This is a genomic window from Bradyrhizobium diazoefficiens, from assembly GCF_016616885.1.
GTDB lineage: Bacteria > Pseudomonadota > Alphaproteobacteria > Rhizobiales > Xanthobacteraceae > Bradyrhizobium > Bradyrhizobium diazoefficiens_F.
Window position 1 is genome coordinate 2963802 of sequence record NZ_CP067102.1, and the last position, 24318, is coordinate 2988119.

General features: G+C 62.8%; 21 protein-coding genes and 1 pseudogene. 14 read left to right on the forward strand and 8 right to left on the reverse strand.

Features of this window, described 5'->3' with window-relative positions; genetic code table 11:
* Positions 1-3 precede the first annotated feature (3 nt).
* The gene (locus tag JJC00_RS13545; RefSeq protein WP_200473028.1) at positions 4-822 is read right to left on the reverse strand and encodes an alpha/beta fold hydrolase; all 819 of its coding nucleotides are present in this window, start codon (positions 820-822) and stop codon (positions 4-6) included.
* A gap of 197 nt (positions 823-1019) precedes the next feature.
* On the opposite strand from JJC00_RS13545, the gene JJC00_RS13550 reads away from it, so the two are divergent.
* The 4 genes from JJC00_RS13550 (at position 1020) to JJC00_RS13565 (ending at position 6412) form a co-directional block, all read left to right on the forward strand.
* Positions 1020-1781 (forward strand): SDR family NAD(P)-dependent oxidoreductase, encoded by a 762-nt coding sequence (locus tag JJC00_RS13550; protein ID WP_200473029.1) that lies wholly within the window; start codon positions 1020-1022, stop codon positions 1779-1781.
* Between the two features lie 43 nt (positions 1782-1824).
* The gene (locus JJC00_RS13555) at positions 1825-2661 is read left to right on the forward strand and encodes an enoyl-CoA hydratase family protein (RefSeq protein ID WP_200473030.1); all 837 of its coding nucleotides are present in this window, start codon (positions 1825-1827) and stop codon (positions 2659-2661) included.
* A gap of 96 nt (positions 2662-2757) precedes the next feature.
* Positions 2758-5109, forward strand: a complete 2352-nt coding sequence (locus JJC00_RS13560; protein WP_200473031.1) for a bifunctional salicylyl-CoA 5-hydroxylase/oxidoreductase — start codon at positions 2758-2760, stop codon at positions 5107-5109.
* Between the two features lie 52 nt (positions 5110-5161).
* Positions 5162-6412, forward strand: coding sequence for a flavin-dependent oxidoreductase (locus tag JJC00_RS13565; RefSeq protein ID WP_200473032.1), 1251 nt, complete (start codon positions 5162-5164; stop codon positions 6410-6412).
* A gap of 10 nt (positions 6413-6422) precedes the next feature.
* Here the strand turns inward: JJC00_RS13565 and JJC00_RS13570 are convergent, their stop codons facing one another.
* A complete protein-coding gene (locus tag JJC00_RS13570; RefSeq protein WP_148752669.1) occupies positions 6423-6881 on the reverse strand; it encodes a cupin domain-containing protein in 459 nt (152 codons plus the stop codon).
* Positions 6882-6911: 30 nt separating this feature from the next.
* Positions 6912-8084 carry an ABC transporter substrate-binding protein gene (locus JJC00_RS13575; RefSeq protein WP_200473033.1) on the reverse strand — a complete coding sequence of 391 codons (1173 nt, stop codon included), beginning with the start codon at positions 8082-8084 and terminating at the stop codon, positions 6912-6914.
* Between the two features lie 250 nt (positions 8085-8334).
* On the opposite strand from JJC00_RS13575, the gene JJC00_RS13580 reads away from it, so the two are divergent.
* From JJC00_RS13580 to JJC00_RS13590, 3 genes are all read left to right on the forward strand, one after another.
* Positions 8335-8853, forward strand: coding sequence for a MarR family winged helix-turn-helix transcriptional regulator (locus JJC00_RS13580; RefSeq protein WP_027531946.1), 519 nt, complete (start codon positions 8335-8337; stop codon positions 8851-8853).
* Positions 8854-9001: 148 nt separating this feature from the next.
* On the forward strand, positions 9002-10693 hold the full coding sequence (locus JJC00_RS13585; RefSeq protein WP_200473034.1) for a benzoate-CoA ligase family protein: 1692 nt from the start codon (positions 9002-9004) through the stop codon (positions 10691-10693).
* 21 nt (positions 10694-10714) lie between these two features.
* Positions 10715-11173, forward strand: a complete 459-nt coding sequence (locus tag JJC00_RS13590; RefSeq protein ID WP_200473035.1) for a RidA family protein — start codon at positions 10715-10717, stop codon at positions 11171-11173.
* 107 nt (positions 11174-11280) lie between these two features.
* Here the strand turns inward: JJC00_RS13590 and JJC00_RS13595 are convergent, their stop codons facing one another.
* Together JJC00_RS13595 and JJC00_RS13600 are read right to left on the reverse strand one after the other, a co-directional pair.
* Complete coding sequence (locus JJC00_RS13595) at positions 11281-12255, reverse strand: CHAD domain-containing protein (protein ID WP_200473036.1); 975 nt, start codon at positions 12253-12255, stop codon at positions 11281-11283.
* A gap of 25 nt (positions 12256-12280) precedes the next feature.
* Complete coding sequence (locus JJC00_RS13600) at positions 12281-13804, reverse strand: AAA family ATPase (protein ID WP_200473037.1); 1524 nt, start codon at positions 13802-13804, stop codon at positions 12281-12283.
* 195 nt (positions 13805-13999) lie between these two features.
* Here JJC00_RS13600 and JJC00_RS13605 point away from each other — a divergent pair, with 195 nt between their 5' ends.
* Both JJC00_RS13605 and JJC00_RS13610 read left to right on the forward strand, forming a co-directional pair.
* Positions 14000-14839 carry a universal stress protein gene (locus tag JJC00_RS13605; RefSeq protein ID WP_200473038.1) on the forward strand — a complete coding sequence of 280 codons (840 nt, stop codon included), beginning with the start codon at positions 14000-14002 and terminating at the stop codon, positions 14837-14839.
* A gap of 71 nt (positions 14840-14910) precedes the next feature.
* Positions 14911-17601, forward strand: a complete 2691-nt coding sequence (locus JJC00_RS13610) for a bifunctional acetate--CoA ligase family protein/GNAT family N-acetyltransferase (protein WP_200473039.1) — start codon at positions 14911-14913, stop codon at positions 17599-17601.
* 74 nt (positions 17602-17675) lie between these two features.
* Here the strand turns inward: JJC00_RS13610 and JJC00_RS38090 are convergent.
* Both JJC00_RS38090 and JJC00_RS13615 read right to left on the reverse strand, forming a co-directional pair.
* Positions 17676-17768, reverse strand: a pseudogene (locus JJC00_RS38090) (phage holin family protein); the annotation flags it as partial.
* Positions 17769-18044: a hypothetical protein gene (locus tag JJC00_RS13615; protein ID WP_200473040.1), complete on the reverse strand. Its 276-nt coding sequence runs from the start codon at positions 18042-18044 to the stop codon at positions 17769-17771.
* 184 nt (positions 18045-18228) lie between these two features.
* Here JJC00_RS13615 and JJC00_RS13620 point away from each other — a divergent pair, with 184 nt between their 5' ends.
* The 3 genes from JJC00_RS13620 to JJC00_RS13630 are packed head-to-tail and all read left to right on the forward strand — an operon-like array spanning position 18229 to position 21245.
* On the forward strand, positions 18229-19365 hold the full coding sequence (locus JJC00_RS13620; RefSeq protein ID WP_200473041.1) for an ABC transporter permease: 1137 nt from the start codon (positions 18229-18231) through the stop codon (positions 19363-19365).
* A 2-nt stretch (positions 19366-19367) separates the two neighbouring features.
* Positions 19368-20138 carry an ABC transporter ATP-binding protein gene (locus JJC00_RS13625; RefSeq protein WP_200473042.1) on the forward strand — a complete coding sequence of 257 codons (771 nt, stop codon included), beginning with the start codon at positions 19368-19370 and terminating at the stop codon, positions 20136-20138.
* 3 nt (positions 20139-20141) lie between these two features.
* Positions 20142-21245 carry an ABC-type transport auxiliary lipoprotein family protein gene (locus JJC00_RS13630; protein ID WP_200473043.1) on the forward strand — a complete coding sequence of 368 codons (1104 nt, stop codon included), beginning with the start codon at positions 20142-20144 and terminating at the stop codon, positions 21243-21245.
* 601 nt (positions 21246-21846) lie between these two features.
* On the opposite strand, the gene JJC00_RS13635 is transcribed toward JJC00_RS13630, so the two are convergent.
* A complete protein-coding gene (locus JJC00_RS13635) occupies positions 21847-22011 on the reverse strand; it encodes a hypothetical protein (RefSeq protein WP_200473044.1) in 165 nt (54 codons plus the stop codon).
* A 419-nt stretch (positions 22012-22430) separates the two neighbouring features.
* On the opposite strand from JJC00_RS13635, the gene JJC00_RS13640 reads away from it, so the two are divergent.
* A complete protein-coding gene (locus JJC00_RS13640; protein ID WP_200473045.1) occupies positions 22431-23237 on the forward strand; it encodes a class I SAM-dependent methyltransferase in 807 nt (268 codons plus the stop codon).
* Between the two features lie 349 nt (positions 23238-23586).
* Positions 23587-24315, forward strand: a complete 729-nt coding sequence (locus JJC00_RS13645; protein WP_200473046.1) for a Crp/Fnr family transcriptional regulator — start codon at positions 23587-23589, stop codon at positions 24313-24315.
* Positions 24316-24318: the final 3 nt, after the last annotated feature.

Sequence of the window (24318 nt, forward strand, 5' to 3'; positions counted from 1 at the left end):
CAGTCACCTGTGTTTTGCAGCAACGGAATCGACGAAGCCGCCGAGAGCCTTGTCGAACGCATCAGGTCGTTCAAGATTGGCGAGATGGCCGACGCCGGGGAGTTCGATATACTCAGCTGCGGGAATGTAGGTCGCTGTTTTCGCCATCATTGGCGCAGGCGCGTTGTTGTCTTTGGAACCAGACAGCAGCAGCGTCGGCACGGAAATGTCCTTGAGCGTGCTGCGCTGATCGAACCCGATCAAGGCCAGCATCATGGCGCGATAGCTCGCTTCGGGCACACTCCCCATGCAATCGCGTGCAAGCTCCATTCCCTTGGGATCGGGGTCGTCGCCGACGAGCTCCTTCACCAGGGACGGTGCCAGCGACTTCATGGTCTCGCCGCGGTCGAGCGGGCCCAGCCGCGCCGCGATGAACGATTTCTGCCAGTCGCCGTCGGCCTTGCCGAAGGCCGGGCTGGTCTGTGCGAGGACAACGGCGCGCGCGAGTTTCGGCGATTGCACCAGCCATTTCTGGACGATCATGCCGCCGATCGAATGGCCGACCAGAATGGGGCTTGTCGCCCCGGTCTGCTCGATGAATTGCTGGAGTGCATCGGCCAGGGCAGCGATGCTGACACTGGCGAGCGGCGCCGAGCCGCCATAGCCCGGCATGTCCCACGCGATCGCGCGGAAACGATTGCCGAATGTGGCAAGCTGCTGCCGCCAGGCCCGCGCCGCGCCGCCAATGCCATGCAGGAAAATCAGGGGTATCGCGTCCGGATCGCCCGCGGCTTCATAGGCGAAGCGTCCGTCCCTTGTTATCATTGGCGCAGGCTGCGACACGCGACATCCTTTTGCTTGGCTACGTGATGCTAACAGGCCTGTGGGGGATGGAAAGAGATAATTTTATACTTAAAGCAATTTTCGAGCCGGTCTCTTGCAAGAGAGTGTTTGCGGCGTCGATCCGCGCTTTCGTTGCAAAAGTTTGAAGGTTAAAATATATCGGAGGAACGATCAGCAGATCTTGAGGGAGCCCGCGCATGTCCGCATTGCCGCATTCGCCGCACGCGCTGGTGACCGGTGGCGGTCGCGGCATCGGCCGCGCGATCGCAGCGTCTCTTGTCGGCGCCGGTGCCACCGTGACGGTGCTTGGCCGGAATGCCGCTACTCTCGAAGAGGCGGTGAGCGCAGGCGCCGCGCATTGTGCAGCCGTCGCCGACGTCTCGGACGAAGCGGCGCTCAAGGCAGCGATCGCCGCAGCGCATGTGCGAAAGCCGATCGATATCCTGATCGCAAACGCCGGCAGCGCCGAATCCGCGCCGTTCGCGAAATCGGACAGTGCCCTTTTTGCGCGGATGATGGACGTCAATTTCATGGGCGTTGTTCACGCCGTCAGCGCAGTATTGCCGGGGATGAAGGATCGCCCCTATGGGCGCATCGTTGCGATTGCATCGACGGCCGGGCTCAAGGGTTATGCCTATGTGAGCGCGTATGCGGCGGCGAAGCACGCCGTGATCGGTCTTGTGCGTTCGCTTGCGCTGGAGATGGCCGGCAGCAACGTGACCGTGAATGCGGTCTGCCCCGGCTTCACCGACACCGATCTGGTTGCCGGCAGCATCGACAACATCATGAAGAAGACCGGGCGAACCCGCCAACAGGCCATTGCCGAACTCGCGAAGCACAATCCGCAGGGACGCCTGATCACGCCGCAGGAAGTGGCGAATGCCGTGCTGTGGTTGTGCAGTGAGAATGCCAGTGCGATCACGGGGCAGGCGATTGCGGTCGCCGGTGGCGAAATCTAGCGTGCGTGGCCGAGGTACGGAACAAGGAAGCTAAGGAGATCGCATGAGCAGACCAGCCAATCCCGTCACCGTGCCGCTCGCGGATTATTCGCCGCAACATTTTCTGCTGGCCGTGGTCGACGGCGTTGCGACCGTGACGCTCAATCGTCCCGAGCGAAAGAATCCGCTGACGTTCGAGAGCTACCGCGAGTTGACGGATTTCTTCCGTGCCTGCGCGTTCGACGACACGGTCAAGTCGATCGTCGTCACCGGCGCCGGCGGCAATTTCTCGTCTGGCGGCGACGTGTTTGAGATCATCGGCCCTCTGGTAAAGATGGACACCAAGGGGCTGACCGCGTTCACCCGGATGACCGGCGATCTGGTCAAGGCGATGCGGGCGTGCCCGCAGCCGATCGTGGCCGCGGTCGAGGGCATCTGCGCCGGTGCCGGCGCGATCATCGCCATGGCATCCGACATGCGGCTCGCCGCGAGCGGCGCCAAGGTGGCGTTCCTGTTCAACAAGGTGGGTCTTGGCGGCTGTGACATGGGCGCCTGCGCGATCCTGCCGCGGATCATCGGCCAGTCCCGCGCCTCCGAGCTTCTGTACACCGGCCGGTTCATGACCGCGGAAGAGGGCGAGCGTTGGGGCTTCTTCAGCCGCATCGTCACGCCGGAGCAGGTGCTGCCCCAGGCGCAATTGCTGGCCAAGCAGGTGGCGGAAGGGCCGACCTTCGGCAACACCATGACCAAGCGGATGCTGGCCATGGAATGGGCGATGTCGGTGGAGGAAGCGATCGAAGCGGAGGCCGTTGCACAAGCCCTGTGCATGACGACGGCTGATTTCGAGCGTGCCTTCGAAGCTTTTGCCAACAAGGTCAAGCCGGTCTTCCGGGGCGACTGAGCTGCCTTTCCTGCGGGAAAGCCGGAACGGGGACTTGCCAGAAATTATTTTAGGCTTAAAATAGTTTTCATGGCCGGGTGAATTGGCGAGGCTCCCATGAAAGTCGCGATCATCGGTGGCGGACCTGCGGGTCTCTACGCAGCAATCCTGCTCAAGAAGCAGCGCCCAAGCGCCGATGTCATCGTCTATGAGCGCAACCGCGCCGACGACACGTTCGGCTTCGGCGTGGTTTTCTCGGACGCCACGCTCGACAATTTCGAAAAGCACGATCTTCCGAGCTACCGCCGCATCACCCAGGAGTTCGCCTATTGGGATGATATCGCCGTGCATTTTCGCGGCACGGTGCATCGGGTCGGGGGCAATGGCTTTTGCGGCTGCTCGCGGCAAAAACTGCTCCTGATCCTGCAGGAGCGGGCGCAGGAGCTCGGCGTCAGCCTGCATTTCGAAGTGGATATCGACGACGAGTCGCGCTTTGCGGATGCCGATTTGATCCTGCTTGCCGATGGCGTCAACAGCCGTTTCCGTGAGAAATATGCCGAGCACTTCCAACCGGAGGTCGATCTCCGTACCAACAAGTTTGCCTGGATGGGCTCGACCAGGCCGCTCGATGCCTTCACCTTTATCTTCCAGGAGACGGAGTGGGGACCTTTCATCGCCCACGCCTACCAATATGAAGCGGGGCACTCGACCTGGATTTTCGAGACCGATCCGGAGACTTTCGAGCGGGCAGGGCTGACGGGGCTGAACGAGACCCAGTCCGCCGCACGGATGGCTGAAATCTTCGGCTGGTTCCTCGACGGGCACAAGTTGCTGACCAACCGCTCGATGTGGCGCAATTTCCCGATGATCCGCAGCAAGCGCTGGGTCAAGGGCAACATGGTGCTGCTCGGCGACGCCAAGGCGAGCGCGCATTTCTCGATCGGCTCCGGCACCAAGCTCGCAATGGAAGATGCGATCGCGCTGGCCGACGCGATGGCAAAGGCACCCGACATCAAGGCCGCGCTGGATGTCTATGAGCACGGCCGCCGCGAGGAGGTCGAGAAGACCCAGCACGCTGCCGACGTCTCGCTGGTCTGGTTCGAGCATGTCGACCGCTTCTGGGATTTCGATCCCGTGCAGTTCGCCTTCGGCGTGATGACGCGCTCGAAGGCCATCACCTATGACAATCTGAAACTCCGCGCGCCCGATTTCGTCGCCGAAGTCGAGAAGTCCTTCGCCAGGCAAGTGCGTAGCCATGGTTTCGACGTCAGCACCGACAAGCCGATGGTGCCGCTGTTCCAGCCATTCCGCTTGCGCGAGATGGAGATCGCGAACCGCGCTGTGATGTCGCCGATGTGCATGTACTCGGCGAAGGAGGGCGTTCCCGGTGATTTCCACCTCGTGCACTACGGCTCGCGCGCCATCGGTGGCGCCGGCCTGATCTTCACCGAGATGGCCTGCGTCAGCCGCGACGCCCGGATCACGCCTGGCTGTGCCGGATTGTGGAATGACGAGCAGGAGGCGTCATGGCGGCGCATCGTGGATTTCGTTCACGGCAACTCGGCCGCAAAAATCTGCCTGCAACTCGGGCACGCGGGCCGCAAGGGTGCGACCAGGCTGATGTGGGACGGCATGGACCGTCCCCTGGAGGAGGGCGGCTGGGAGGTATTCTCGGCATCGCCGCTGCCCTATTTCCCCGACAGCCAGGTGCCGCGCGAGCTCGATCGCGCCGGCATGAGCGCCGTGCGAGACTCTTTCGTTGCCGCGGCCAAGCGTGGCGAGCGCTGTGGCTTCGATATGCTCGAGCTGCACTGCGCCCACGGTTATCTGCTCGCGAGCTTCATCTCGCCGCTGACGAACAGCCGCACGGACGAATATGGCGGTTCGCTCGAAAACCGGCTGCGCTTCCCGCTCGAGATATTTGAGGCGCTGCGGGCGGTATGGCCGAAGCACAAGCCGATGTCGGTGCGCATCTCAGCGACTGACTGGGCCGACGGCGGCATTACCGGTGACGATGCGGTTGCCATCGCACGCGCCTTCGCCGAAGCTGGAGTCGATCTCGTCGATGTCTCGACGGGCCAGACCGTGCGTGATGCGCAGCCGGTCTATGGGCGCATGTTCCAGACGCCGTTCTCCGATCAGGTTCGCAATGAGGCGCGGGTAGCCACCATGTGCGTCGGCAACATCACGACCGCGGACCAGGCCAACACCATTTTGGCGGCCGGCCGGGCCGACCTCGTCGCGCTCGGCCGGCCGCATCTGGTCGACCCCTTCTTCACCATGAAGGCGGCGGCCTGGTACGGCGCAAACGACGCGTTCTGTCCGCCGCAATACCTACCCGGAAAGGACCAGATCTTCCGCAACAGCGTCCGCGATCGGCAGGATCTCGAGGAGCTGCGAATTAAGGCTAAGCCCAAGACCCGAGCTGAGCTCAAGGCGGAGGCGACAAAGCCGCTTGCGGCGGAGTGACCGCCCGTGCGACGCTAACCCGATTGCCTGTATACTGAGTGGAGTAGGGGCGATGAAGGCGATTATCGTCGGTGGCGGTATCGGTGGTCTCACCACGGCTTTGATGCTGCGGGCCCGTGGCATCGGGTGCGATATTTTCGAGCAGTCCGATACGATCCGCGAGCTCGGCGTCGGTATCAACACGCTGCCGCACGCAATGCGTGAGCTTGCCAGTCTTGGCCTGCTGCAAAAACTCGACGACGTCGCGATCCGTACCGACCAGCTCTACTACCTCAACCGTCATGGTCAGGAGGTCTGGCGCGAAGCCCGCGGCGTGGACGCCGGCCACGATGTGCCGCAATTCTCAATCCATCGCGGCCGCCTCCAGGGTGTCATTCATCGCGCTGTCGAGGAACGGCTCGGGGCGGAGGCGATCCACACCGGTTGCCGGCTTGGCGCGTTCACGCAGGACGAGGGCGGCGTCACGGCCTATTTCTTCGATCGCATCGGCTCGCATATTCACACCGCGCGTGGCGATATCCTGATCGGCGCGGACGGCATCCATTCGCGCGTGCGCGATACGCTGTTTCCGAACGAAGGGCCGCCGTGCTGGAACGGCCTGATGCTGTGGCGCGGTGCGCGCGACTGGCCGCTGTTCCTGACCGGCAAGTCGATGATCGTCGCCGGTGGCCTCAACGCGAAGGTGGTGGTCTATCCGATCGCGGAGGGATCGAGCCCTGCGAGCCGCCTCACCAACTGGGCGGTGCTCGTGAAGATCGGCGAGGGCAATGCGCCGCCGCCGCGGAAAGAGGATTGGTCGCGCCCGGGCCGGCGCGAAGAGCTGATGCCACATGTGGCGCGTTTCTCGGTGCCCTATATCGACGTCAAGAGCCTGATCTCGGCGACGCCCGAGTTTTATGAACATCCGATCTGCGACCGTGACCCCTTGCCCTATTGGTCGTCCGGACGTGTCACCCTGCTCGGCGACGCCGCGCATCCGATGTATCCGGTTGGCTCCAATGGCGCCTCGCAGGCGATCCTTGACGCGCGCTGCCTCGCCGACGCGCTGGTGCGCGCCGAGCATCCGCGTCAGGCCTTGATGGAATATGAGAAGAAGCGCCTGCCGATGACGGCGGATATTGTCCGCTCCAACCGACGCGGCGGGCCCGAGGGCGTCATCGACGCCGTCGAGCAGCTTGCGCCCGACGGGTTTGACAATGTCGACAACGTGCTGAGCTATTCCCAGCGCGAGGCGATCGTGCGCGGTTATGCGACCAAAGCCGGCTTCGCCGCGGTTCCGGGACTCGCGGCTGTGCGCGCTTGATCTTGACCCGCTAGCCGGCGCCGGGAGGCGGCGGCAGGAAGTGGATGTTGAACTCGGCGGCCATCGCCACCACGTCCTCGGGCTTCTGTTCCTTCATGTTGTGAAGGCCCCAGAACAGGTCGAACAGCTTTTTGGTCGGCGAGACCCAGAACAGCACTTTTGCGGTCTGGTCCGACTTGTTGAAGATGCCGTGCGGCACGCCCATGCCGAGCCGGATCAGGTCGCCGGGCGTCGCCTGCGCCTCCGAATTGCCGAGCATGAAATCGAGCTTGCCCTCCAGCATGTAGAGATATTCGTCCTGGTCGGGATGAATGTGCGGCGGCACGAACGTGCCCGGCGGCAGCGTGGCGTGCCAGGAGAAGCTGTTCTCGGTGTTGCTCTTTGGCACATAGGTCTGGCCGAGGATGTTCCAGGAAATGCCCTGGATTCCTTCATTGGCCCGCGTGATGCCGGTGATTTCACTCTTCATTGCAGTCCTCCCTAAACGCGACGCGCGGCCCTAGTTTGCCTTGCAATCCCTGGCATAGCGGTCGCCGTAGTTCTCAAATACCTTCTGGACGATCTCGGTTTGGAATTTGCCGTCCGGACGTTTGGCGACCTTGGTCAGGTAAAAGTCCTGGATCGGATAGCCGTTGGTGTTGAACTTGAACGACCCGCGCAGCGACGTGAAGTCCGCCTTCTTCAGTGCAGCCGCCACGGCCTCCTTGTTGGAGAGGTCACCCTTCACACCCTTGACCGCACTGTCGATCAGCATCGCAGCGTCGTAGGCCTGGAAGGCGTAAGTACCGGGCACGCCGTTATAGGCGGCCTCATAGGCGGCAACGAACTTCTTGTTCTGGGGATTGTCGAGATTGGGCGCCCAGTTCGCGCCGCCGAACATGCCGACCGCCGCATCCTGCTGTGCCGGCAGGGTCGATTCATCCACCGTGAAAGCCGAGAGCACCGGAATGCTGTCGGCGAGACCGGCCTGCTTGTACTGCTTGACGAGGTTGACGCCGAGGCCACCAGGCATGAACGTGAACAGCGCATCGGGCTTCTGCGCCGAAATCTTGGAAAGCTCCGGCTGGAAGTCCAGCGTGTTCAACGGCATGTAGGATTCTTCGACGATCTCGCCCTTGTAGTCGAGCTTGAAGCCGGCGACCGAATCCTTACCGGCCTGATAGTTCGGCACCATCAGATACATCCGCTTGTAGCCACGATCCTGCGCCACCTTGCCGAGGATCTCGTGCACCTGATCGTTCTGATACGACGTCACATAGAAGAACGGGTTGCAGTCCTTGCCGGCAAAGGTCGACGGGCCGGCATTGGGGCTGATCAGAAAGGTCTTCGATTCCGTAACCGGCCGGTGGATCGCCTGGAGGATGTTGGAGAAGATCGGCCCGACAACGAAGTCGACCTTGTCGCGCTCCAGAAGACCCTTGACCTTGGTCACGGCCGCGTCGGGCTTCAACTCGTCGTCGACAACGACGACTTCGACATCTCGGCCACTCATCTTGCCGCCGAGATCCTTCACTGCGAGCGCGAAGCCATCGCGAACCTGCTGGCCGAGTGCGGCGCCGGGGCCCGACAGGGTCACAATCACACCCAGCTTGATCTTCTCCTGGGCGAGGGCAGGGCTCATCGCGGTGCCGAGCAGCAAGGCGGCGGCAGCCACAGTCATTTGCGTCTTCATGATCTGTCCCCATCAACATCGGGCTTGTGCCGCAAGCCGCGCACCTTGATCCAAGCTTATGCCGATGACAGCACCCGCGGCAAGCCAAGCTCAAGGCGTCACTGTCTTGCGGGAAGCGGTGCATGCAAGCGGCGCGCCAATTATTTGAAGCCTAAAGAAACTGGCCTGCGATCGATTGTTGCAGCTTTGGGCTTGCGGCCGGCGTCGATTTACTTGAAGCTCAAAACGTTGGGAATCCGTGCCGGTGCCAATGCCGGCCGTGAGTGACTGCATCGAGATGCTCGATTCCGAGACCAAGGCCGTCGAAACGCCGGAGGACCATGCCGAAGAGCTTCGGCTGTGGTTGCGCCTGCTCACCTGCACGACCCTGATCGAGGGAGAAGTCCGCGGCCGGCTGCGGCAGCGCTTCGATGTCACGCTGCCCCGTTTCGATCTGATGGCGCAGCTCGACAAGGCGCCCGACGGCATGACGCTGTCGGACGTCTCCAAACGAATGATGGTGTCGAACGGCAACGTCACTGGGCTCGTCGAGCGTCTGGTGGAATCCGGCCATCTCGACCGCCGCACCTCAGAGACCGATCGCCGCGTCCAGGTCATCCGCCTCACGAAACTCGGCCGCGCCGAGTTTCGCAGGATGGCTGCCGAACACGAAACCTGGATCGCCGATCTCTTCGCCGACCTCACGCCAAAGGATGTGCGCGAGCTGATGCGGTTGCTGGCCAAGACCAAGGCGTCGGCGCAGAAATCGGCAGCGCGTCGCCGGCCCTAGGCGCGGCCCGACGCGCCCTTCTCATTCCCGTTGCCGCGCGAAAATGCATGGGATGCCCAAAATCCGCTATTGCGCCGAATTGTTTTAAGCCTAAAATGTTTCCTGAGTTAATGCTGCCGGGTGCTTTCCATGCGCAAAGGAGCGTGCGATGGCCAACGCCGCCAAGGTTCAAGTCTCGGGCTCGCATGACGGCAATGCCGCGTCGGCCCATGTCGATACTTTCGCGCGGCAGCATCTGCCGCCGCCTGAGCTCTGGCCGGATTTCATCTTCACGCGGCCGGAGCTACGCTACCCGCCGCGATTGAACTGCGTCAGCTATTTCCTCGACCGCTGGGTCGAGCAAGGGCACGGCGATGCGCCTTGTGTCATCAGTCCCGCCGTCAGCTACACCTATCGCGAGCTGCAAGCGTTGGTGAACCGCATCGCCAATGTGCTGGTCGGCAAGCTTGGTCTTGTCACAGGCGGGCGCGTGCTGCTGCGCTCCGCCAACAGCCCGATGATGGTCGCGACCTATCTTGCGGTGATCAAAGCCGGCGGCATTTGCGTGGCGACCATGCCGCTGCTGCGCGCCAAGGAGCTATCCTATCCGATTCAGAAGGCGGAAATCACGCTCGCGCTCTGCGACGGAAAACTCTCCGATGAGATGGATAAGGCGAAGCTGGCTGCGCCCGGTTTCAAGCACGTGGTCTATTGGGGCAATGGCGCGGCCGACTCGCTCGAGGCGCTGATCGCGGATGCGAGTCCCGAGTTCAGGGCGGTCGACACCGCCTCTGACGACGTCTGCCTGATCGCCTTCACGTCGGGCACGACCGGCGATCCCAAGGGCACCATGCATTTCCACCGGGACATGCTGGCGGTGTGCGACGGTTACGCGCGCAACATCTTGCGGGCCGAACAGAAAGACCGTTTTGTCGGCTCGGCGCCGCTGGCCTTTACGTTCGGCTTCGGCGGCGTGCTGTTCCCAATGCACATCGGCGCGTCCTTCGTCGTTCTTGAGAAGACGACGCCGGACGACATGCTGTCGGCGATCGAGCAGTACGAGACCACGGTCTGCTTCACCGCGCCGACCGCGTATCGCGCCATGATCGGCAAGCTTCCGGGCCGCGACATCTCCTCGCTGCGGAAGTGCGTGTCCGCGGGCGAGACATTGCCCAAGCCCACATTCGATGCATGGCTGAACGCCACCGGCATCAAATTGATGGACGGGATTGGCTCGACTGAGCTGCTGCACATCTTCATCAGCGCGACCGAGGACGAAATTCGTCCCGGCGCGACCGGCAAGCCGGTGCCCGGCTATGAGGCGAAGATCGTCGATGATGACGGCAACGATCTGCCGCCGGGCACGATGGGGAAGCTCGCGGTGCGCGGGCCGACCGGGTGTCGCTATCTCGCCGACGAGCGGCAGCGGAAATACGTCCAGAACGGCTGGAACATCACCGGCGATACCTATCTGATGGATAGCGACGGCTATTTCTGGTATCAGTCGCGCTCCGACGACATGATCGTGTCATCCGGGTACAATATCGCGGGCACGGATGTCGAAGCAGCGCTGCTCACGCATCCGTCGGTTGCCGAGTGTGGCGTCGTCGGTGCGCCGGACGAGGCGCGCGGGATGATTGTGAAGGCCTATGTCATTGCCGCGCCCGGCGTGACGCCGGATGCGAAGCTCGCAGCCGAGTTGCAGGAGCATGTCAAACGCGAGATCGCGCCGTATAAATATCCGCGCGCGATCGAGTTCGTGACGCAACTGCCGAAGACCGAGACCGGCAAATTGAAACGCTTCGCCTTGCGGCAATTGGCGCAGGCGGCGGCGACGTCTTCGGGCGTCGCGGCAGAATGAGATGAGGATCAAGAATTGTCCGTGACGACGCCGAAAGGCCCACAGCTCGCGGTGCTGCCAAGTGCAGCCGAGGATGACGCCAGCCCGAGGGTGGAGGTGCTCCAACCATCCGGCTGGCCAGTGCCGAAGGGCTATGCCAATGGCATGGCCGCCGAAGGGCGCATCGTCGTGACCGGCGGCGTGATCGGCTGGGATGCCGAGGAGCGTCTCGCGGACGGTTTTGTCGCGCAGGTGCGCCAGACCCTGAGCAACATCGCGGAAATCCTTGCCGAGGCCGGCGCGCGGCCCGAGCACCTGGTGCGCCTAACCTGGTACGTCGTCGACATGGAGGAGTACCTGACGAACCTGAAGGAGCTCGGCAAGACCTACCGTACCGTCTTCGGTGCGCACTATCCCGCGATGGCGCTGGTCCAGGTCGTACGCCTTGTGGAGAAAGCGGCGCGCGTTGAGATCGAAGCCACCGCCGTTATTCCTCGTTGAACGACGCTCAGCTTGCCTTGGCAAGATCGTCGCGCCCCGCGATCCGCTGCAGATCGGCATTGGAGGCGGCTTCGGCCGTCCGAGGCGCCGGGAGACTTCGTCCACGCCTAGTCCTCGGGCTCCGCATTCGGTGCGAGATCTGAAGGATGAAACGGCTTGGCCTTGTCCAGCTTGCGATAGGCCGTTGAAGCCGTTCGCAGCAGTCTCTTTTCCCGCTTGCGGTCGAGAAAGCGAATGCCGGCCTCGGGGACGGCCTCGTTCAGTGACGCGGCCAGCGTTTGACCGCGCGCATCGTCATTCAACTGTCCGAGCGACTTTTGCGCCCTGCGCAATTGCTTGAGGATCGACTTCTGCTTCGTCAGCGACTTGTCGGCAAACAAATCCTGCAGCGACTCGATCGAATAGGTCAGTCGCTTGTTGAGAATCCGCAGCTTGTGCCGTTTCTCGACGTCGAGCTTGCGCAGCGTCTTGGCCTTCCTGAGCAGCGTCTTCTCCCATTCGGACAGTTGCGCTGTCGCGTGGTCGGCGAGCGGGCAGCGGCGCAGCCGGATGGCCTCCTTGCTGCGCCTGGTCGACCAGGGGCCACTCTCGATCCAGCTCGAGGTCTGTTCGACCAGGCGGCGATATCGCGCCGATTGCAGCGCGCGCGCCAGCAGGCGATGGCTCTCGGCGCGTTTGTCGTCCCAGTGCTGGAGCTCGGCGATCCCGGCGAACTCGTCGCCGGTCTCGGCCACCACGCGCGCGATCGCCACATCGAGGTCCCGCACCATGCCGAGCTGGCTGTTCAGCCATTTCAATTCGGCCCAGACTTTGGGGCGCAGCGCATCTTCGACCATGAGCGAAAAAAAGCGGATCGCTGTCCGCAGATGGGTCAGCGCGATTCGGATCTGATGCAGCGCCTCCGGATCGCCACCACAGGTCCCGTCATGCTGGGCGAGGACGGCGGCGAGGTGACGGCGGGCGATGATCCGAAAGGCGGTGTCGCAGGCCATGCCGGGGCTGAGGCGCCCGGGCAATGTATTGCGGTTCGCCGCCGGCCTTGTGCGGGCGGTCGCTGTCGAACTCGTGGTGGGTCGCGCCATCCTAGCCCACGCCAATCAGATTGCCTTACCTGCCCTCAGCGATCGCGTCCCGGCCGCTCTGGAGCGTCTGCGCTGGTGTCCCGGATGCATCGATGGTCGTCCAACCCATATGGCCGATATTATAGTGCTCTTGCAACGCGGCAACCTCTTGCGTGGCATCGGATGCGTCGCCGCTGCGGCCGCCGATTCGGGCCTGCCGGGTCGCCAGATCCGCCACCAGGAAGAGGCCGCTGAGAGGCACGTTACAATCCCGGGCAAGCGTGGCGAAGGCGTCCCGCTCGACATCTCGGGCGAACACGCCGTCGACGATCGCCGAATGGCCCTGGGCCAGCACACGCCGGGCGCGCTCGGCCAATGCCTTGTAAACGCGGGCCGCAGGCTCGGGCGTGTATGCGGATGGCGGCAGCCGGTCCGTGTCGGCGACACCGAACATCTGCTTGCGAATGATGTCGCTGCGCAACACGACGGCGCCGGGCTGCGGAGCGACGGTCGGCGCGAGTATGCGTGCCAAAACCGTCTTCCCGGTGCCGGACAGTCCGCCCACCGCGATGAGGCGGGGAGCGGGAGGCTGAATCAACGCCCGGGCAAGGTCAAAATAGCGGTGCGCCTGGTCGAGAATGCCGGCATCATCGGAATGTGGCGGCTTCAGCCGTGCGAGCGCGACCTGTGCGCGGATCGCTGCGCGAATCGACATGAACAGCGGCAGCGCGCCGAGCGCGTCGAGGTTTTCCAGCGGCGTCGCGGCAAGATACTGGTTCAGGACGGTGTTGGCCGCCAGCGGCTGAGCGTGGCGCAGCAGATCCATCAGGGTGAAAGCGAGGTCGTAGAAAACGTCGACAGTCGCCATCTGCGCGTCGAACTCGATGGCGTCGAATAGCACGGGCTGCTGCTCGATCAGCACGATATTTGCAAGATGCAGATCGCCGTGACAGCGGCGCACGAAGCCTCGGCGGCCGCGTTCTTCAAGCAAGTTGCGGGTGCGCAGCGACGCCTCGTGCGAGGCCTGCGCAAGCTGCTCGATCTCCGCGGCCGGCACATGATTGCCGTTCCGCAGGCCAGAGCTGTTGCCGTCGATCAGGGCGGGGATGGAGGAAATCCAGGCCTCACCGTCGGCGGGCGTCGCCGCCGCATGCGAAGCCGCGATCGCGTCGGCGATGGCCGACGCAAAGTCCGCATCGAACTGTCCGGCCTTCGCCAGATGATCCAGCGTCCGGCTCTCGTCGAAACGTGACATGTCGACGGCATATTCGATCGGCCGACCGCGGCCGTCGATTGTCACCGATCCGTCCGGCTCTTCCGTGATGGCAACGATGCGATGATAGATCTGGGGCGCATGCGGCCGGTTGATCCGGAGCTCCTCCTCGCAGGACGCCTTGCGCTTATCGAGTGTAGAATAATCGAGAAAGGGATACTTGACCGCCCGCTTGATCTTCAGCGCGCGCGTCCCGTCGAGGAAGACCGAAGCCGCGTGCGTATCGATCCGCTTCACGCCGGGATGTGCGGTCAGTGCCGCGAAGATCCGTTCCTGGGTCGCAGAATTGTCTGTCATCCCTGCCGGCCTGTTGCAGATGAGGGCGCCAAGCGGTCCGGCCGCAAACCAGGGTAACCCTTAAGCCGGGACCGGGGCCAGTCCTTGACTTCCGTCAAAGGCTGTCGTCGGCTGGTGACGCGGAGATTTCCCGGCTTGAGGAGGATCAAGCGTCCGGACCGAAGGCGGCCTATTCTGGCCGGCAAGGAGAATCCGATGCCCATCAAGGACGTCTTTCTGCCGCTCTTCGGCGAGCCGCGCGCCCCCACGCTGGCCGCGATCGAGAAGTGCGTGGCCGTTGCCGCCGACCTCGGCGCCAGGATCACCGGTCTCGCGCTCGAGGACGATGCTTTCGTGCGGCCGAAGGTGGTATTTCCCGATGACCCGCCGGCCGCCGAACTCAGCGTTATGCGCGAGGCCGGCGACATGCAGCAGCTCCTGAATGCATTCACCAATGCGGCCTCGCGTGCCGGCATTCGGGCCCAAAGCCGATCGGGCAGGGTGCCGGCGGACCAGATCGCATCGACTCTGGCCGAGCATGCGCGCTTTAGCGACCTCACTTTGATCCCCGTTAAGCTGCACGACAGCCGAACCGAAAACATCGTTGAAACGTTCCTGTTCCAATCCGGCCGGCCGCTGCTGCTTTGCCCGGAGCAGCATGTGGAGGCGCTGCGGCCGGAATTCGAGAATGTCATGATCGCCTGGGACCATTCGGCGCGCGCCGCGCGTGCGGTCGGCGATGCATTGCCGATCCTGCAAGCTGCCGCTGTGGTGCGCGTAATCACGGTGGCGGACGACAAGGACGAAGCGATCGCGCAATCTGGCACCAGCCTCGTTCATCATCTCAGGGAACATGGGGTCTATGCGTCGTTCGAAACCGTGAGGGGCAACGGCAGCTCGATCGGCAAGGTGCTGGGAAGCTGGGCGCAGTCCCATGCCATCGACGCCATCGTCATGGGCGCTTACCACCATTCGCGCCTGAACGAGATCGTCTGGGGCGGTGTGACCAAGACCGTCATCGGCCAGCCACCGTGCTGGGTGATGATGTCGCACTAGGGGCGTTCCAACCGATATCCGGGTTAGCCTCGCAGCCGTCGGACCCGTCGGCCGAACGGACGAATGCAATCATGTCGACTTACCGCCTGAAAAACCTGTTGTCGCCCCGATCGGTCGCGCTGGTTGGCGCAAGCTCCCGCCCGGTCTCCGTTGGGCGCGCGGTCCTGGAGAACATTCGCAAGGCGGAATTCAAGGGGCTGTTCGGTTTGGTGAACCCGCGCCGTGCCCAGATCGGCGGCGTTGCGGCCGTGAGCAGTCTGGAGCAGTTGCCATTCGTACCTGAGCTCGTCGTCATCACAGCGCCAGCGCGAGAGGTCCCCGACATCATCGACCGGGCCGGACGTTGCGGCTCGGCCGGCGCCCTGATCGTCTCGACCGGGCTTGGTCACGGACCGGGATCGCTTCAGGATGCCGCCACCGCTGCCGCCCGCAAATATGGCATGCGGCTGATCGGCCCCAACTGCCTCGGCATCATGATGCCCGGCGTCAGCCTCAATGCGAGCTTCGCGGCACACATGCCGGGGGCGGGAAACCTCGCGCTGATCTCGCAGTCGGGCGCGATCGCGGCCGGCATGGTGGACTGGGCCGCGCAGCGCGGCGTCGGCTTTTCCGGCATTGTCACGATCGGCGATCAGATCGACGTCGATATCGCAGACCTGCTCGACCATTTCGCGATGGACCACAGGACCCGCGCGATCCTGCTCTATATTGAGGCCATCAAGGATGCGCGGAAATTCATGTCGGCGGCGCGCGCGGCGGCGCGCGTGAAGCCCGTCGTCGTGGTGAAATCGGGCCGCATGGCACAGGGCGCGAAGGCGGCCGCCACGCATACGGGCGCGCTCGCAGGCGCCGACGCGGTCTATGATGCGGCCTTCCGCCGCGCCGGCGTCCTCCGGGTGTCCGATCTGCGCGAGCTGTTCGATTGTGCCGAGACGCTCGGCCGCATCGGATCGCCAGCGGGTAAGCGCCTCGCCATTCTGACCAATGGTGGTGGCATCGGCGTCCTGGCGGTCGACCGGTTGGCGGACCTTGGCGGGATACCCGCACCGATGACACCAGACACGCGTCAGAAGCTCGACGCGGTGCTGCCGCCGACTTGGTCCGGCGCAAATCCTGTCGATATCGTCGGCGACGCGGATGCGTCGCGCTACGCCGCGGCACTGCAGGTGCTGCTCGACGATCCCGGCAATGACGCGGTCCTCGTGCTCAACGTGCAGACCGCGATCGCATCAGCCGCCGAGATCGCGACCACCGTGACCGAGCTCGTCGGCAAATATCGCGAGAAGCACCGCAGTTGGGCCAAGCCCGTGCTTGCGGCCTGGGTCGGGGCTGATCAGGAGATCATTGCGACGCTATCCGGCGCGGGCATTCCGAACTATCCGACCGAAGACGACGCGGTGCGTGGCTTCATGCACCTGGTCCGTCATCGCGAGGTGGTGGACGAGTTGAGTCAGGTTCCCCCTGCGATGCCCGATACCTTCGTGCCGGATGTGGCGGCGGCGAAGCAAATCGTCACGATGGCCATCGCGGACGGTCGGAAATGGCTTGAGCCCGTCGAGATCAAGCATCTGCTTGGGTGCTATGACATCGCAATGGTGCCGACCTATGCGGCGGCAGATGTCGAGCAGGCGGTCGCCTACGCAGACGAGATCTTCGCGCAAGGCACGACAGTCGTGCTCAAGATCATGTCGCGCGACATCGTGCACAAGTCCGATGTCGGCGGTGTCGTGCTCAATCTGACCACGCCGGCTGCGGTACGCGCGGCTGCTGTCGATATTCTCGCCCGGGCGAAGAAGCTGCGGCCCGAAGCCCGCATTGACGGCGTCATTGTGCAAGCGATGGTCGTCAAGGCGAAGGCGCGCGAGCTGATCCTGGGTCTCGCTGACGATCCGACTTTCGGCACGGTTATCGTGTTCGGCCGCGGCGGGACGGCAGTGGAAATCATCAATGACAAGGCCCTGGCGCTGCCGCCGCTCGATTTGCAACTCGCCCGTGACCTGATCGAGCGCACCCGTGTGTCGCGGTTGTTGCCGGCGTACCGGGACGTGCCGGCCGTCAAGCAGGACGCAGTAGCCTTGGTGCTGGTCAAGCTGGCGCAGATGGCGACGGACATCCCCGAAATCCACGAGCTAGATATCAATCCGCTGCTCGCGGATGAAACTGGTGTAGCTGCTGTTGATGCCCGTGTCGCGGTGGCGCAGCCGCAGCGGAAGTTTGCGGGCTCCGGTCCCGCCAATTTCGCCGTCCGCGCTTATCCGTCGCAATGGGAGCGCCGTCTGGCCCTCAAGGACGGTTGGCGCATCTCGGTGCGGCCCCTGCGTCCCGAGGACGAGCCGACCATCCACGAATTTCTGCGCCACGTCACGCCCCACGATCTCCGCTTACGCTTTTTCGCGCCGATGAAGGAGTTTACCCATGAGTTCATCGCCCGCCTGACCCAGCTCGACTACGCGCGCGCCATGGCGTTCATCGCGTTCGATGACAAGAACGAAATGGTCGGCGTGGTGCGGCTTCACTCGGATTCGATCTACGAGAGCGGCGAATACGCGATCCTGCTGCGGTCCGATCTCAAGGGCAGGGGGCTCGGATGGGCCCTGATGCAGCTGATCATCGACTACGCCAGGTCGGAAGGGCTCAAGACCATCTCGGGCGACGTGCTCAAGGAGAACGTCGTGATGCTCGAGATGTGCCGGCAGCTCGGCTTCGAGATCAAGCCGGATCCGACCGAGCCTGACATCTGTGACGTCCGGCTGAAGCTCTGAGGCGCGCCGGCTACGAGCGCGCTTCGGACGATGCGTCTGCGGCGGGCTCCCTGGCCGTCTTCCGCATATTCTTGACCGACCAACAGGTGGCGGAGCCTGATATCCGCGATGATCCTGTCCGTGCGCCACAGGGCGCGCAAATGCTTGACCACATTCTCCGTATTCACCTAGTGCCTCCTCAGCATGAAGCCGACGACCACGCCGAGCGCAAAGGCGGACGCGAGCGAGGCGACAGGGCGCTCTGTGATGAGATCATGGAGCTGCTCCTGCTCCTCGCTGACGGTTTCGCCAAGTTCGGCCAACGCGGCCTTGATCTGATCGGCGAGGACCTCGGTACGGTCCTTTGACGTCTCGAACATCTCCTCGCCGGCGGTGCTCAGCAGACGTGCGACGTCGACCTTCAGTGCTTTCAGCTCGTCGCTCATTCTGCCGGTGTCGAACATTGGCGGGTCTCCCATTGAATGGCGTGAGCCTATGCGCGGGCGTGACGGCCATTGATTTGGGTCAGGGAGACGGGAGCGGACCCGTTTGAGACAGGTCTGTTTGACGCAAGTCAATCGAGCCGCCCTATGCCGGCCTAGTCTAGAACACAACCATTGGGGCCGATCGTCCCATGAGGATATGCGCGTGAATTCGGAACCTCTGCTGCTGGCAACTCCCTTGGGTGATGCGCTCGAATTGCGACCCGAGGGGCCATGGATCGCGGCCAATGTCGCAAAGCTTGAAACTCTATCCCGATCGGTCGGGGCGGATGTCGGTCGATCGAGGGCCGTGACGCTGGACATGTCTGGCATCAGCGCGCTCGACACGCTCGGTGCCTGGATCCTGGAGAAGCTGTCGCGCAAGGCATCATCATCCGGTAGGCCCGCCGAGATCGTCGGTGTGGCCGACCATTTCACAGGCCTGCTGGAGGAGGTGCGGCAGGTCAATCGGCACACGCCGGCGTCGGCGGCCGCGCCCAATCCGGTCCTGCTCAGGCTGAACGATCTCGGCAGGGCCACGATCGGTGCCCGCGAAGACGTCACGATCTTCCTGCAAATGCTGGGCGCTTTGTTCATGGCGGTCACCGGCGTCGTGCGAAGGCCCCGCTCGTTGCGGCTGACATCGCTGGTCTATCAGCTCAACCGGATCGGGTTTCAGGCAATTCCCATCGTCGTGCTGATCACCTTCCTGATCGGCGCCATCATTGCTCAGCAAGGGTTCTTTCATTTCCGCAGGTTCGGCGCGGAGTCCTATACCGTCGACATGGTCGGCATCCTCGTCTTGCGCGAGCTCGGCGTGCTGATCGTCGCCATCATGGTCGCGGGACGTTCGGGAAGCGCCTACACCGCCGAGCTCGGCTCGATGAAGATGCGCGAGGAAATCGATGCGCTCTCGACCATGGGGCTCGATCCCGTCGACGTCCTGATCTTGCCGCGCGTGGCCGCGCTCGTCATAGCGCTGCCAATTCTCGCCTTCATCGGATCGATTGCCGCGCTCTATGGTGGCGGCCTGGTTGCGCAGTTCTACGGTGACATGGGGCCGGCGATCTACATCGCGCGGTTGCATGAGGCCATCTCCGTCAGCCATTTCGAGGTCGGCATCCTGAAGGCGCCGTTCATGGCGCTGGTGATCGGCATCGTCGCCTGCAGCGAGGGATTGCGCGTCAAGGGCAGCGCGGAGTCGCTCGGTCGGCAGACGACCACTTCGGTGGTCAAGTCGATCTTCCTGGTGATCGTGCTCGACGGCCTGTTCGCGATCTTCTTCGCCTCGATCGGGATGTGACCATGCCCGAGGCGCAAGCAGAGTTCGCGATCCGCGTCCATGACCTCGTGGTCGGTTTCGGCCGCCAGACCGTGCTCGATCATTTGTCGCTCGACGTCCGCCGCGGCGAGATCCTCGGGCTGGTGGGGGCGTCCGGCGGCGGCAAGTCGGTGCTGATGCGCACCATCATTGGCCTCATCCCGCGTCGCAGCGGGACCATCGAAGTGATGGGACGGCCGATCGATGGCGCGCATGACCGCGGCCGGGCAGCGACTTGGGGCATCCTGTTCCAGCAGGGCGCGCTGTTCTCCTCCCTGACGGTCCGGCAGAACGTGCAATTTCCGCTCCGCGAAAATCTCGTGCTGTCACAGGAGCTGATGGACGAGATCGCGATCGCCAAGCTCGAGATGGTCGGGCTGCGGGCGCGGGACGGCGACAAATATCCGTCAGAACTGTCCGGCGGCATGACCAAGCGCGTGGCGCTGGCGCGCGCGCTCGCGCTCGATCCGCCGACCCTTTTCCTCGATGAGCCGACGTCGGGCCTCGATCCCATTGCCGCCGGAGATTTCGATGCGTTGATCCGGACGCTGCAAAAGACCCTGGGGCTGACTGTCTTCATGGTGACCCACGATCTCGCCAGCCTCACCACGGTGTGCGACCGCGTTGCGGCGCTCGCCGACGACAGGATCGTGGCAATCGGTCCGATGCGCGAACTGCTGCAATCCGAGCATCCCTGGGTGCGCGCTTATTTCCACGGCAAGCGCTCGCAGATGCTGCAACCACAAATGAGATGAGACATGGAAACCCGCGCTCCCTATGTGCTGATCGGCAGCTTCGTGCTGGCCGCGATCCTCGCAGTGTTCGGCTTCGTCTATTGGCTGAACAACACCGGCGGCATCGGGCCGCGCACGAATTACCATGTGCAGTTCCAGGGGCCGGTGCCGGGCCTTCTGGTCGGTGCCGGCGTGCTATTCAACGGCATCCGTGTCGGCGAGGTGACGCAGCTCGGGCTTGCGCCTGACAATCCGCGCTTCGTTAACGCGACGATCTCGGTTGCCTCGACGACGCCGGTGCGTCCCGACTCCAAGGTCGGGCTCGATTTCCAGGGGCTGACCGGCGTGCCGGTGGTGACGCTCGAGGGCGGCGTGATCGTCGCCAAATCCGGCGAGCCGCTGACCCTGATCGCCGAGGCCGGCGCGGGCCAGAGCATGACCCAGGCGGCGCGCGATGCCTTGCGGCGCGTCGATACCGTGCTGGAGGACAATTCCGGCCCGCTCAAGGACACCATCGCCAATTTCAAGACGTTCGCCGACGGTCTTGCGCGTAACAGCGGCAAGCTGGACGGCATTTTGGCAGGCCTCGAGAAAATGACCGGCGGCGGCGCGCCCGCGCAGAAGATTACCTATGATCTCCGCACGCCGCAAAATCTCGGGCCGGCCGACAGGACGCTCTCGGCGTCGCTGGCGATTCCCGAGCCGACCGCGGTCGCGATGCTTCAAACGCAGCGCATGCTGTTCGCGCCGGTTGGTGACAACCAGGGCTTTGCCGACTTCCTGTGGGCCGACAGCATTCCAAAGCTGGTGCAGGCGCGGCTGATCGACAGCTTTGAGAATTACGATATTGCGCACGCCCCGCTGCGGACGGCTGACCTGGGGCAAGCGGACTACCAGCTCCTGATCGACATCAGGCGCTTCCGGATCGCCACGGAGGGCGAGACCCGGGTCGAAATCGGACTGTCGGCGCGGATCGTCGACAACGCTGGCAAGGTGATCGCATCACGCCTCGTCGAGACCAGCGAGAAGCTCGACAAGGTCGAGCCGGCTGCAGCGGTCGCGGCGTTCGACGCGGCCTTCGCCCGCATTGCCAACGAGCTGGTCGGCTGGACGGTGCAAGCGGTCTGACATTCGAGCTCTTCAATAGAACAGGGCGGGAATGTCCGCCAAATTTGATCTGGGTCAATCGACTTTGGCGCAGTGCAGTAAAATGCAGCGCGCTGCCTGGGTCGAACCGAAATACTTCGCGGAGGTCGAATATGGGACATCACCTCCACATGCTTGCTGCGTGCCAGCTCGCTCAAAGGTCTGGGCAAGGTTCTAAAATAGGAACTCTGCTGCCTTGTCTGTGTTTCGACACAAAGGCCAGGAGGCCCGATGGCGTTGGCCCGGGCCTCTTCTCTCTGCGTGCATTTGCCCGAGGACCCCAATTGGGGTTTAATACGCCCGTTGCGTGATTCCGATAGTCTGGTCCTGTACTTGAGATTGAGGAGGTCTAGGACGTGATCAGAAAACGCCTGCTCCAAGACTACAAGGAGCTGTGCAAGCTTGAGCTAATATGTCGCGCGGAGGCCGAGAAGGGCTCGCAGTTGGAGAGAAGTGCCCTATTAAGCGTTGCCGAAGATTGTTGCGCCGCAGCAAGGGCAATGGAGACGCAGCTTCGGGACGAGAAACTAGGCTGAGGCTTCGGAATGCTCACGAGCTGCCGTCTGTCGTGAGTGTGGAAGCCTCAATCTGACTGAGTCTCGCCTTCCAGACGCTCCGCCGCCATTCGATAGTTTTTGGCCAACTCTTCTAAAGCTTCTCGGCCGAGGAAAGGACGGCATTGCATTGCCTGCTCCGAGCACAGGCGCTCCATTTGGCGATAGTACTTGATCTGCTTACGCGTAGTCATTGCAAGATAGATCCAAAATTGAGCCACCTATAGTGCATAATGCGGACTAGGGAACCCCACATCGACGTTAAGAACCGGAGGGCGGTCTTGAGCCCTTAACGGGTCCGACCGGCAATCAGGACCACATCGGTTGCACGGGTTAACTCCGAAACGTAGTGCCAATTGTCGCCCTGCCCCAGCGAGCCGAACCAGTTCTGAGAGGGCTCGCGCTCATAAATGAATGCGATGGCCCCACCACGGTACGTCTGTGGCCGTCTCTACAGCTTGATAGCGTCGTTTTGCTGTCACCAGAGAATTGGCGATACTGACATATTCCTGGTGAGCTTGGCACTCGCGAAGCGCTTTGCGTTCGCCGCAATCAGGGCGTTCATGCCTACCATGGGTTGACTCTATTGGGGAGTGAGGTGGTACGGTAAGAGATGGAAAACTCAGCAGTGCGAGATTTCTGGGATGAGGCGGCCTGTGGGGAAACCGCTTACGCAGTAGGCCACACTCCACTCCAGCGGTTTGGCGCTCACTCCGCTGCACGCTTCAAACTTGAGCCATATATCGAGAGCTTCGCCGTCTTCGACGAAGGGAGAAATGTGCGCGTTCTTGAGATCGGCGTTGGTATGGGCGCCGACCATGAACGTTGGGCAAGGAGCGGGCCTCGCCGCCTCTGCGGTATCGATCTCACCGAACGTGCGACCGAACTGACGCGTGAGCGCCTAGGTCTTTCGAACCTTCAGTCAGAGCTTCAGAGAGCCGACGCCGAAGCGTTGCCGTTCGCTGACCAATCTTTCGATCTTGTCTATAGTTGGGGCGTTCTTCATCACTCAGACGACACGGCCTTGGCGATCAAGGAGGTTGCCCGTGTGCTTCGGCCCGGTGGATATGCGCGAGTAATGATCTATCATAAGCTATCCATTACAGGATTGCTGCTCTGGCTGCGGTATGGACGCCTTACGGCGCCGCTGAATTCGATATACGCGCAACATTTAGAAAGCCCGGGAACTAAAGCCTTCTCTCGCAAGGAGGCAGTATCGATGTTCAAAGCGGCCGGCCTCAACGTTTACGAAGTCTCAACCGAATTGTCCCCAGGCGATCTACTAACAGGGGCCGCTGGACAGAGGCACAATGGGCCGCTTCTCCATACGCTCAAGCTACTCTGGCCACGCACATTGCTCCGTATGATCGGACGGAAGTTGGGCCTCTATCTCATGATAAAAGCCGTCCGACCGGGCTGAACCTTAAATAATGCGGATCAGCTTATCCGCGAAATGCGTTGGCTGAGTAAGCGCAAATGAAGTGGTCGTGCCGCTCTGCGCTGGCCCGCAAAGGTTCGGGTGCCAGTCGCTACGATCGACGGAACAACTTGTTGACCAATATCGGTTGCCGCAGTCGTGCCATGCGCCCTCTCGGCAACTCTGCATGGTCCGAAGCACATTGACGCACCCTTCGGATGCGCGGTCCATGGCGTGACCGTGGCATTTTAGTGGCATTCGTCTCAACCCGTGTTCATGCTTTCCGGTTGAAAAGCCGGACAACACTGACTACGCAGGAACTCCAGTGCCTCGCAGTCTTAGGAGTCCCGGCGTGCCTCAGGACAAGACCGGCGACCCCCGGCAGCCGTCGGGTAACAAACTCTCGGTTCTGCGCAAGCATCCGATCTTCGCGGATCTGGAACCAGATGCGCTTGATCAGCTCTGCCGCTATGCCAAGCACACCACCGTCAAGCGTGGTGCGACGATCGCCGCCAAGGGCGACCCCGGCAACAATCTGTTCGCGGTGATCTCCGGAACAGTGAAAATATCCTCCTCGTCGCCAGATGGCCGGAATGCTATTCTCAATCTGATCGGTCCCGGAGAAATCTTCGGCGAGATCGCCGTGCTTGACGGTGCACCGCGGTCGGCGGATGCGACCGCCAACACCAATTGCGAGCTCTACATCATCGATCGCCGCGACTTCCTTCCGTTCGTGAAGAGTCAGCCGGCGCTCGCGATGAAATTCATCGAACTGCTCTGCGCGCGGCTGCGCTGGACCAGCCAGCAGGTCGAGCAAGTGATCCTGCAGAATCTGCCGGGCCGGCTGGCGAGCGCGCTGCTCGGCCTCACCGAAGAGCGCAAGTTCGACTCCGGCAGTGGCACCCTCGCGATCACCCAGCAGGAGATCAGCGAGATGGTGGGGATGACGCGCGAGAGCATCAACAAGCAATTGCGCGCGTGGTCTGGACGCAACTGGGTTCGCCTGGAGCACGGCGCCATCGTCGTGCTCGACACCGATGCGCTGCGCGAGCTTGCCGAAAGTGGTCTCGACGGCGAGTGATTT

Bases quoted from the DNA above. Each gene is read 5' to 3' on its own strand.
- JJC00_RS13615 (WP_200473040.1), bottom strand. From the start codon at position 18,044: ATGTTCGACACCGGCAGAATGAGCGACGAGCTGAAAGCACTGAAGGTC.
- JJC00_RS13580 (WP_027531946.1), top strand. From the start codon at position 8,335: ATGCCGGCCGTGAGTGACTGCATCGAGATGCTCGATTCCGAGACCAAG.
- JJC00_RS13610 (WP_200473039.1), top strand. From the start codon at position 14,911: ATGTCGACTTACCGCCTGAAAAACCTGTTGTCGCCCCGATCGGTCGCG.
- JJC00_RS13625 (WP_200473042.1), top strand. From the start codon at position 19,368: ATGCCCGAGGCGCAAGCAGAGTTCGCGATCCGCGTCCATGACCTCGTG.
- JJC00_RS13565 (WP_200473032.1), top strand. From the start codon at position 5,162: ATGAAGGCGATTATCGTCGGTGGCGGTATCGGTGGTCTCACCACGGCT.
- JJC00_RS13555 (WP_200473030.1), top strand. From the start codon at position 1,825: ATGAGCAGACCAGCCAATCCCGTCACCGTGCCGCTCGCGGATTATTCG.
- JJC00_RS13600 (WP_200473037.1), bottom strand. From the start codon at position 13,804: ATGACAGACAATTCTGCGACCCAGGAACGGATCTTCGCGGCACTGACC.
- JJC00_RS13630 (WP_200473043.1), top strand. From the start codon at position 20,142: ATGGAAACCCGCGCTCCCTATGTGCTGATCGGCAGCTTCGTGCTGGCC.
- JJC00_RS13550 (WP_200473029.1), top strand. From the start codon at position 1,020: ATGTCCGCATTGCCGCATTCGCCGCACGCGCTGGTGACCGGTGGCGGT.
- JJC00_RS13560 (WP_200473031.1), top strand. From the start codon at position 2,758: ATGAAAGTCGCGATCATCGGTGGCGGACCTGCGGGTCTCTACGCAGCA.
- JJC00_RS13640 (WP_200473045.1), top strand. From the start codon at position 22,431: ATGGAAAACTCAGCAGTGCGAGATTTCTGGGATGAGGCGGCCTGTGGG.
- JJC00_RS13605 (WP_200473038.1), top strand. From the start codon at position 14,000: ATGCCCATCAAGGACGTCTTTCTGCCGCTCTTCGGCGAGCCGCGCGCC.
- JJC00_RS13575 (WP_200473033.1), bottom strand. From the start codon at position 8,084: ATGAAGACGCAAATGACTGTGGCTGCCGCCGCCTTGCTGCTCGGCACC.
- JJC00_RS13585 (WP_200473034.1), top strand. From the start codon at position 9,002: ATGGCCAACGCCGCCAAGGTTCAAGTCTCGGGCTCGCATGACGGCAAT.
- JJC00_RS13570 (WP_148752669.1), bottom strand. From the start codon at position 6,881: ATGAAGAGTGAAATCACCGGCATCACGCGGGCCAATGAAGGAATCCAG.
- JJC00_RS13595 (WP_200473036.1), bottom strand. From the start codon at position 12,255: ATGGCGCGACCCACCACGAGTTCGACAGCGACCGCCCGCACAAGGCCG.
- JJC00_RS13635 (WP_200473044.1), bottom strand. From the start codon at position 22,011: ATGACTACGCGTAAGCAGATCAAGTACTATCGCCAAATGGAGCGCCTG.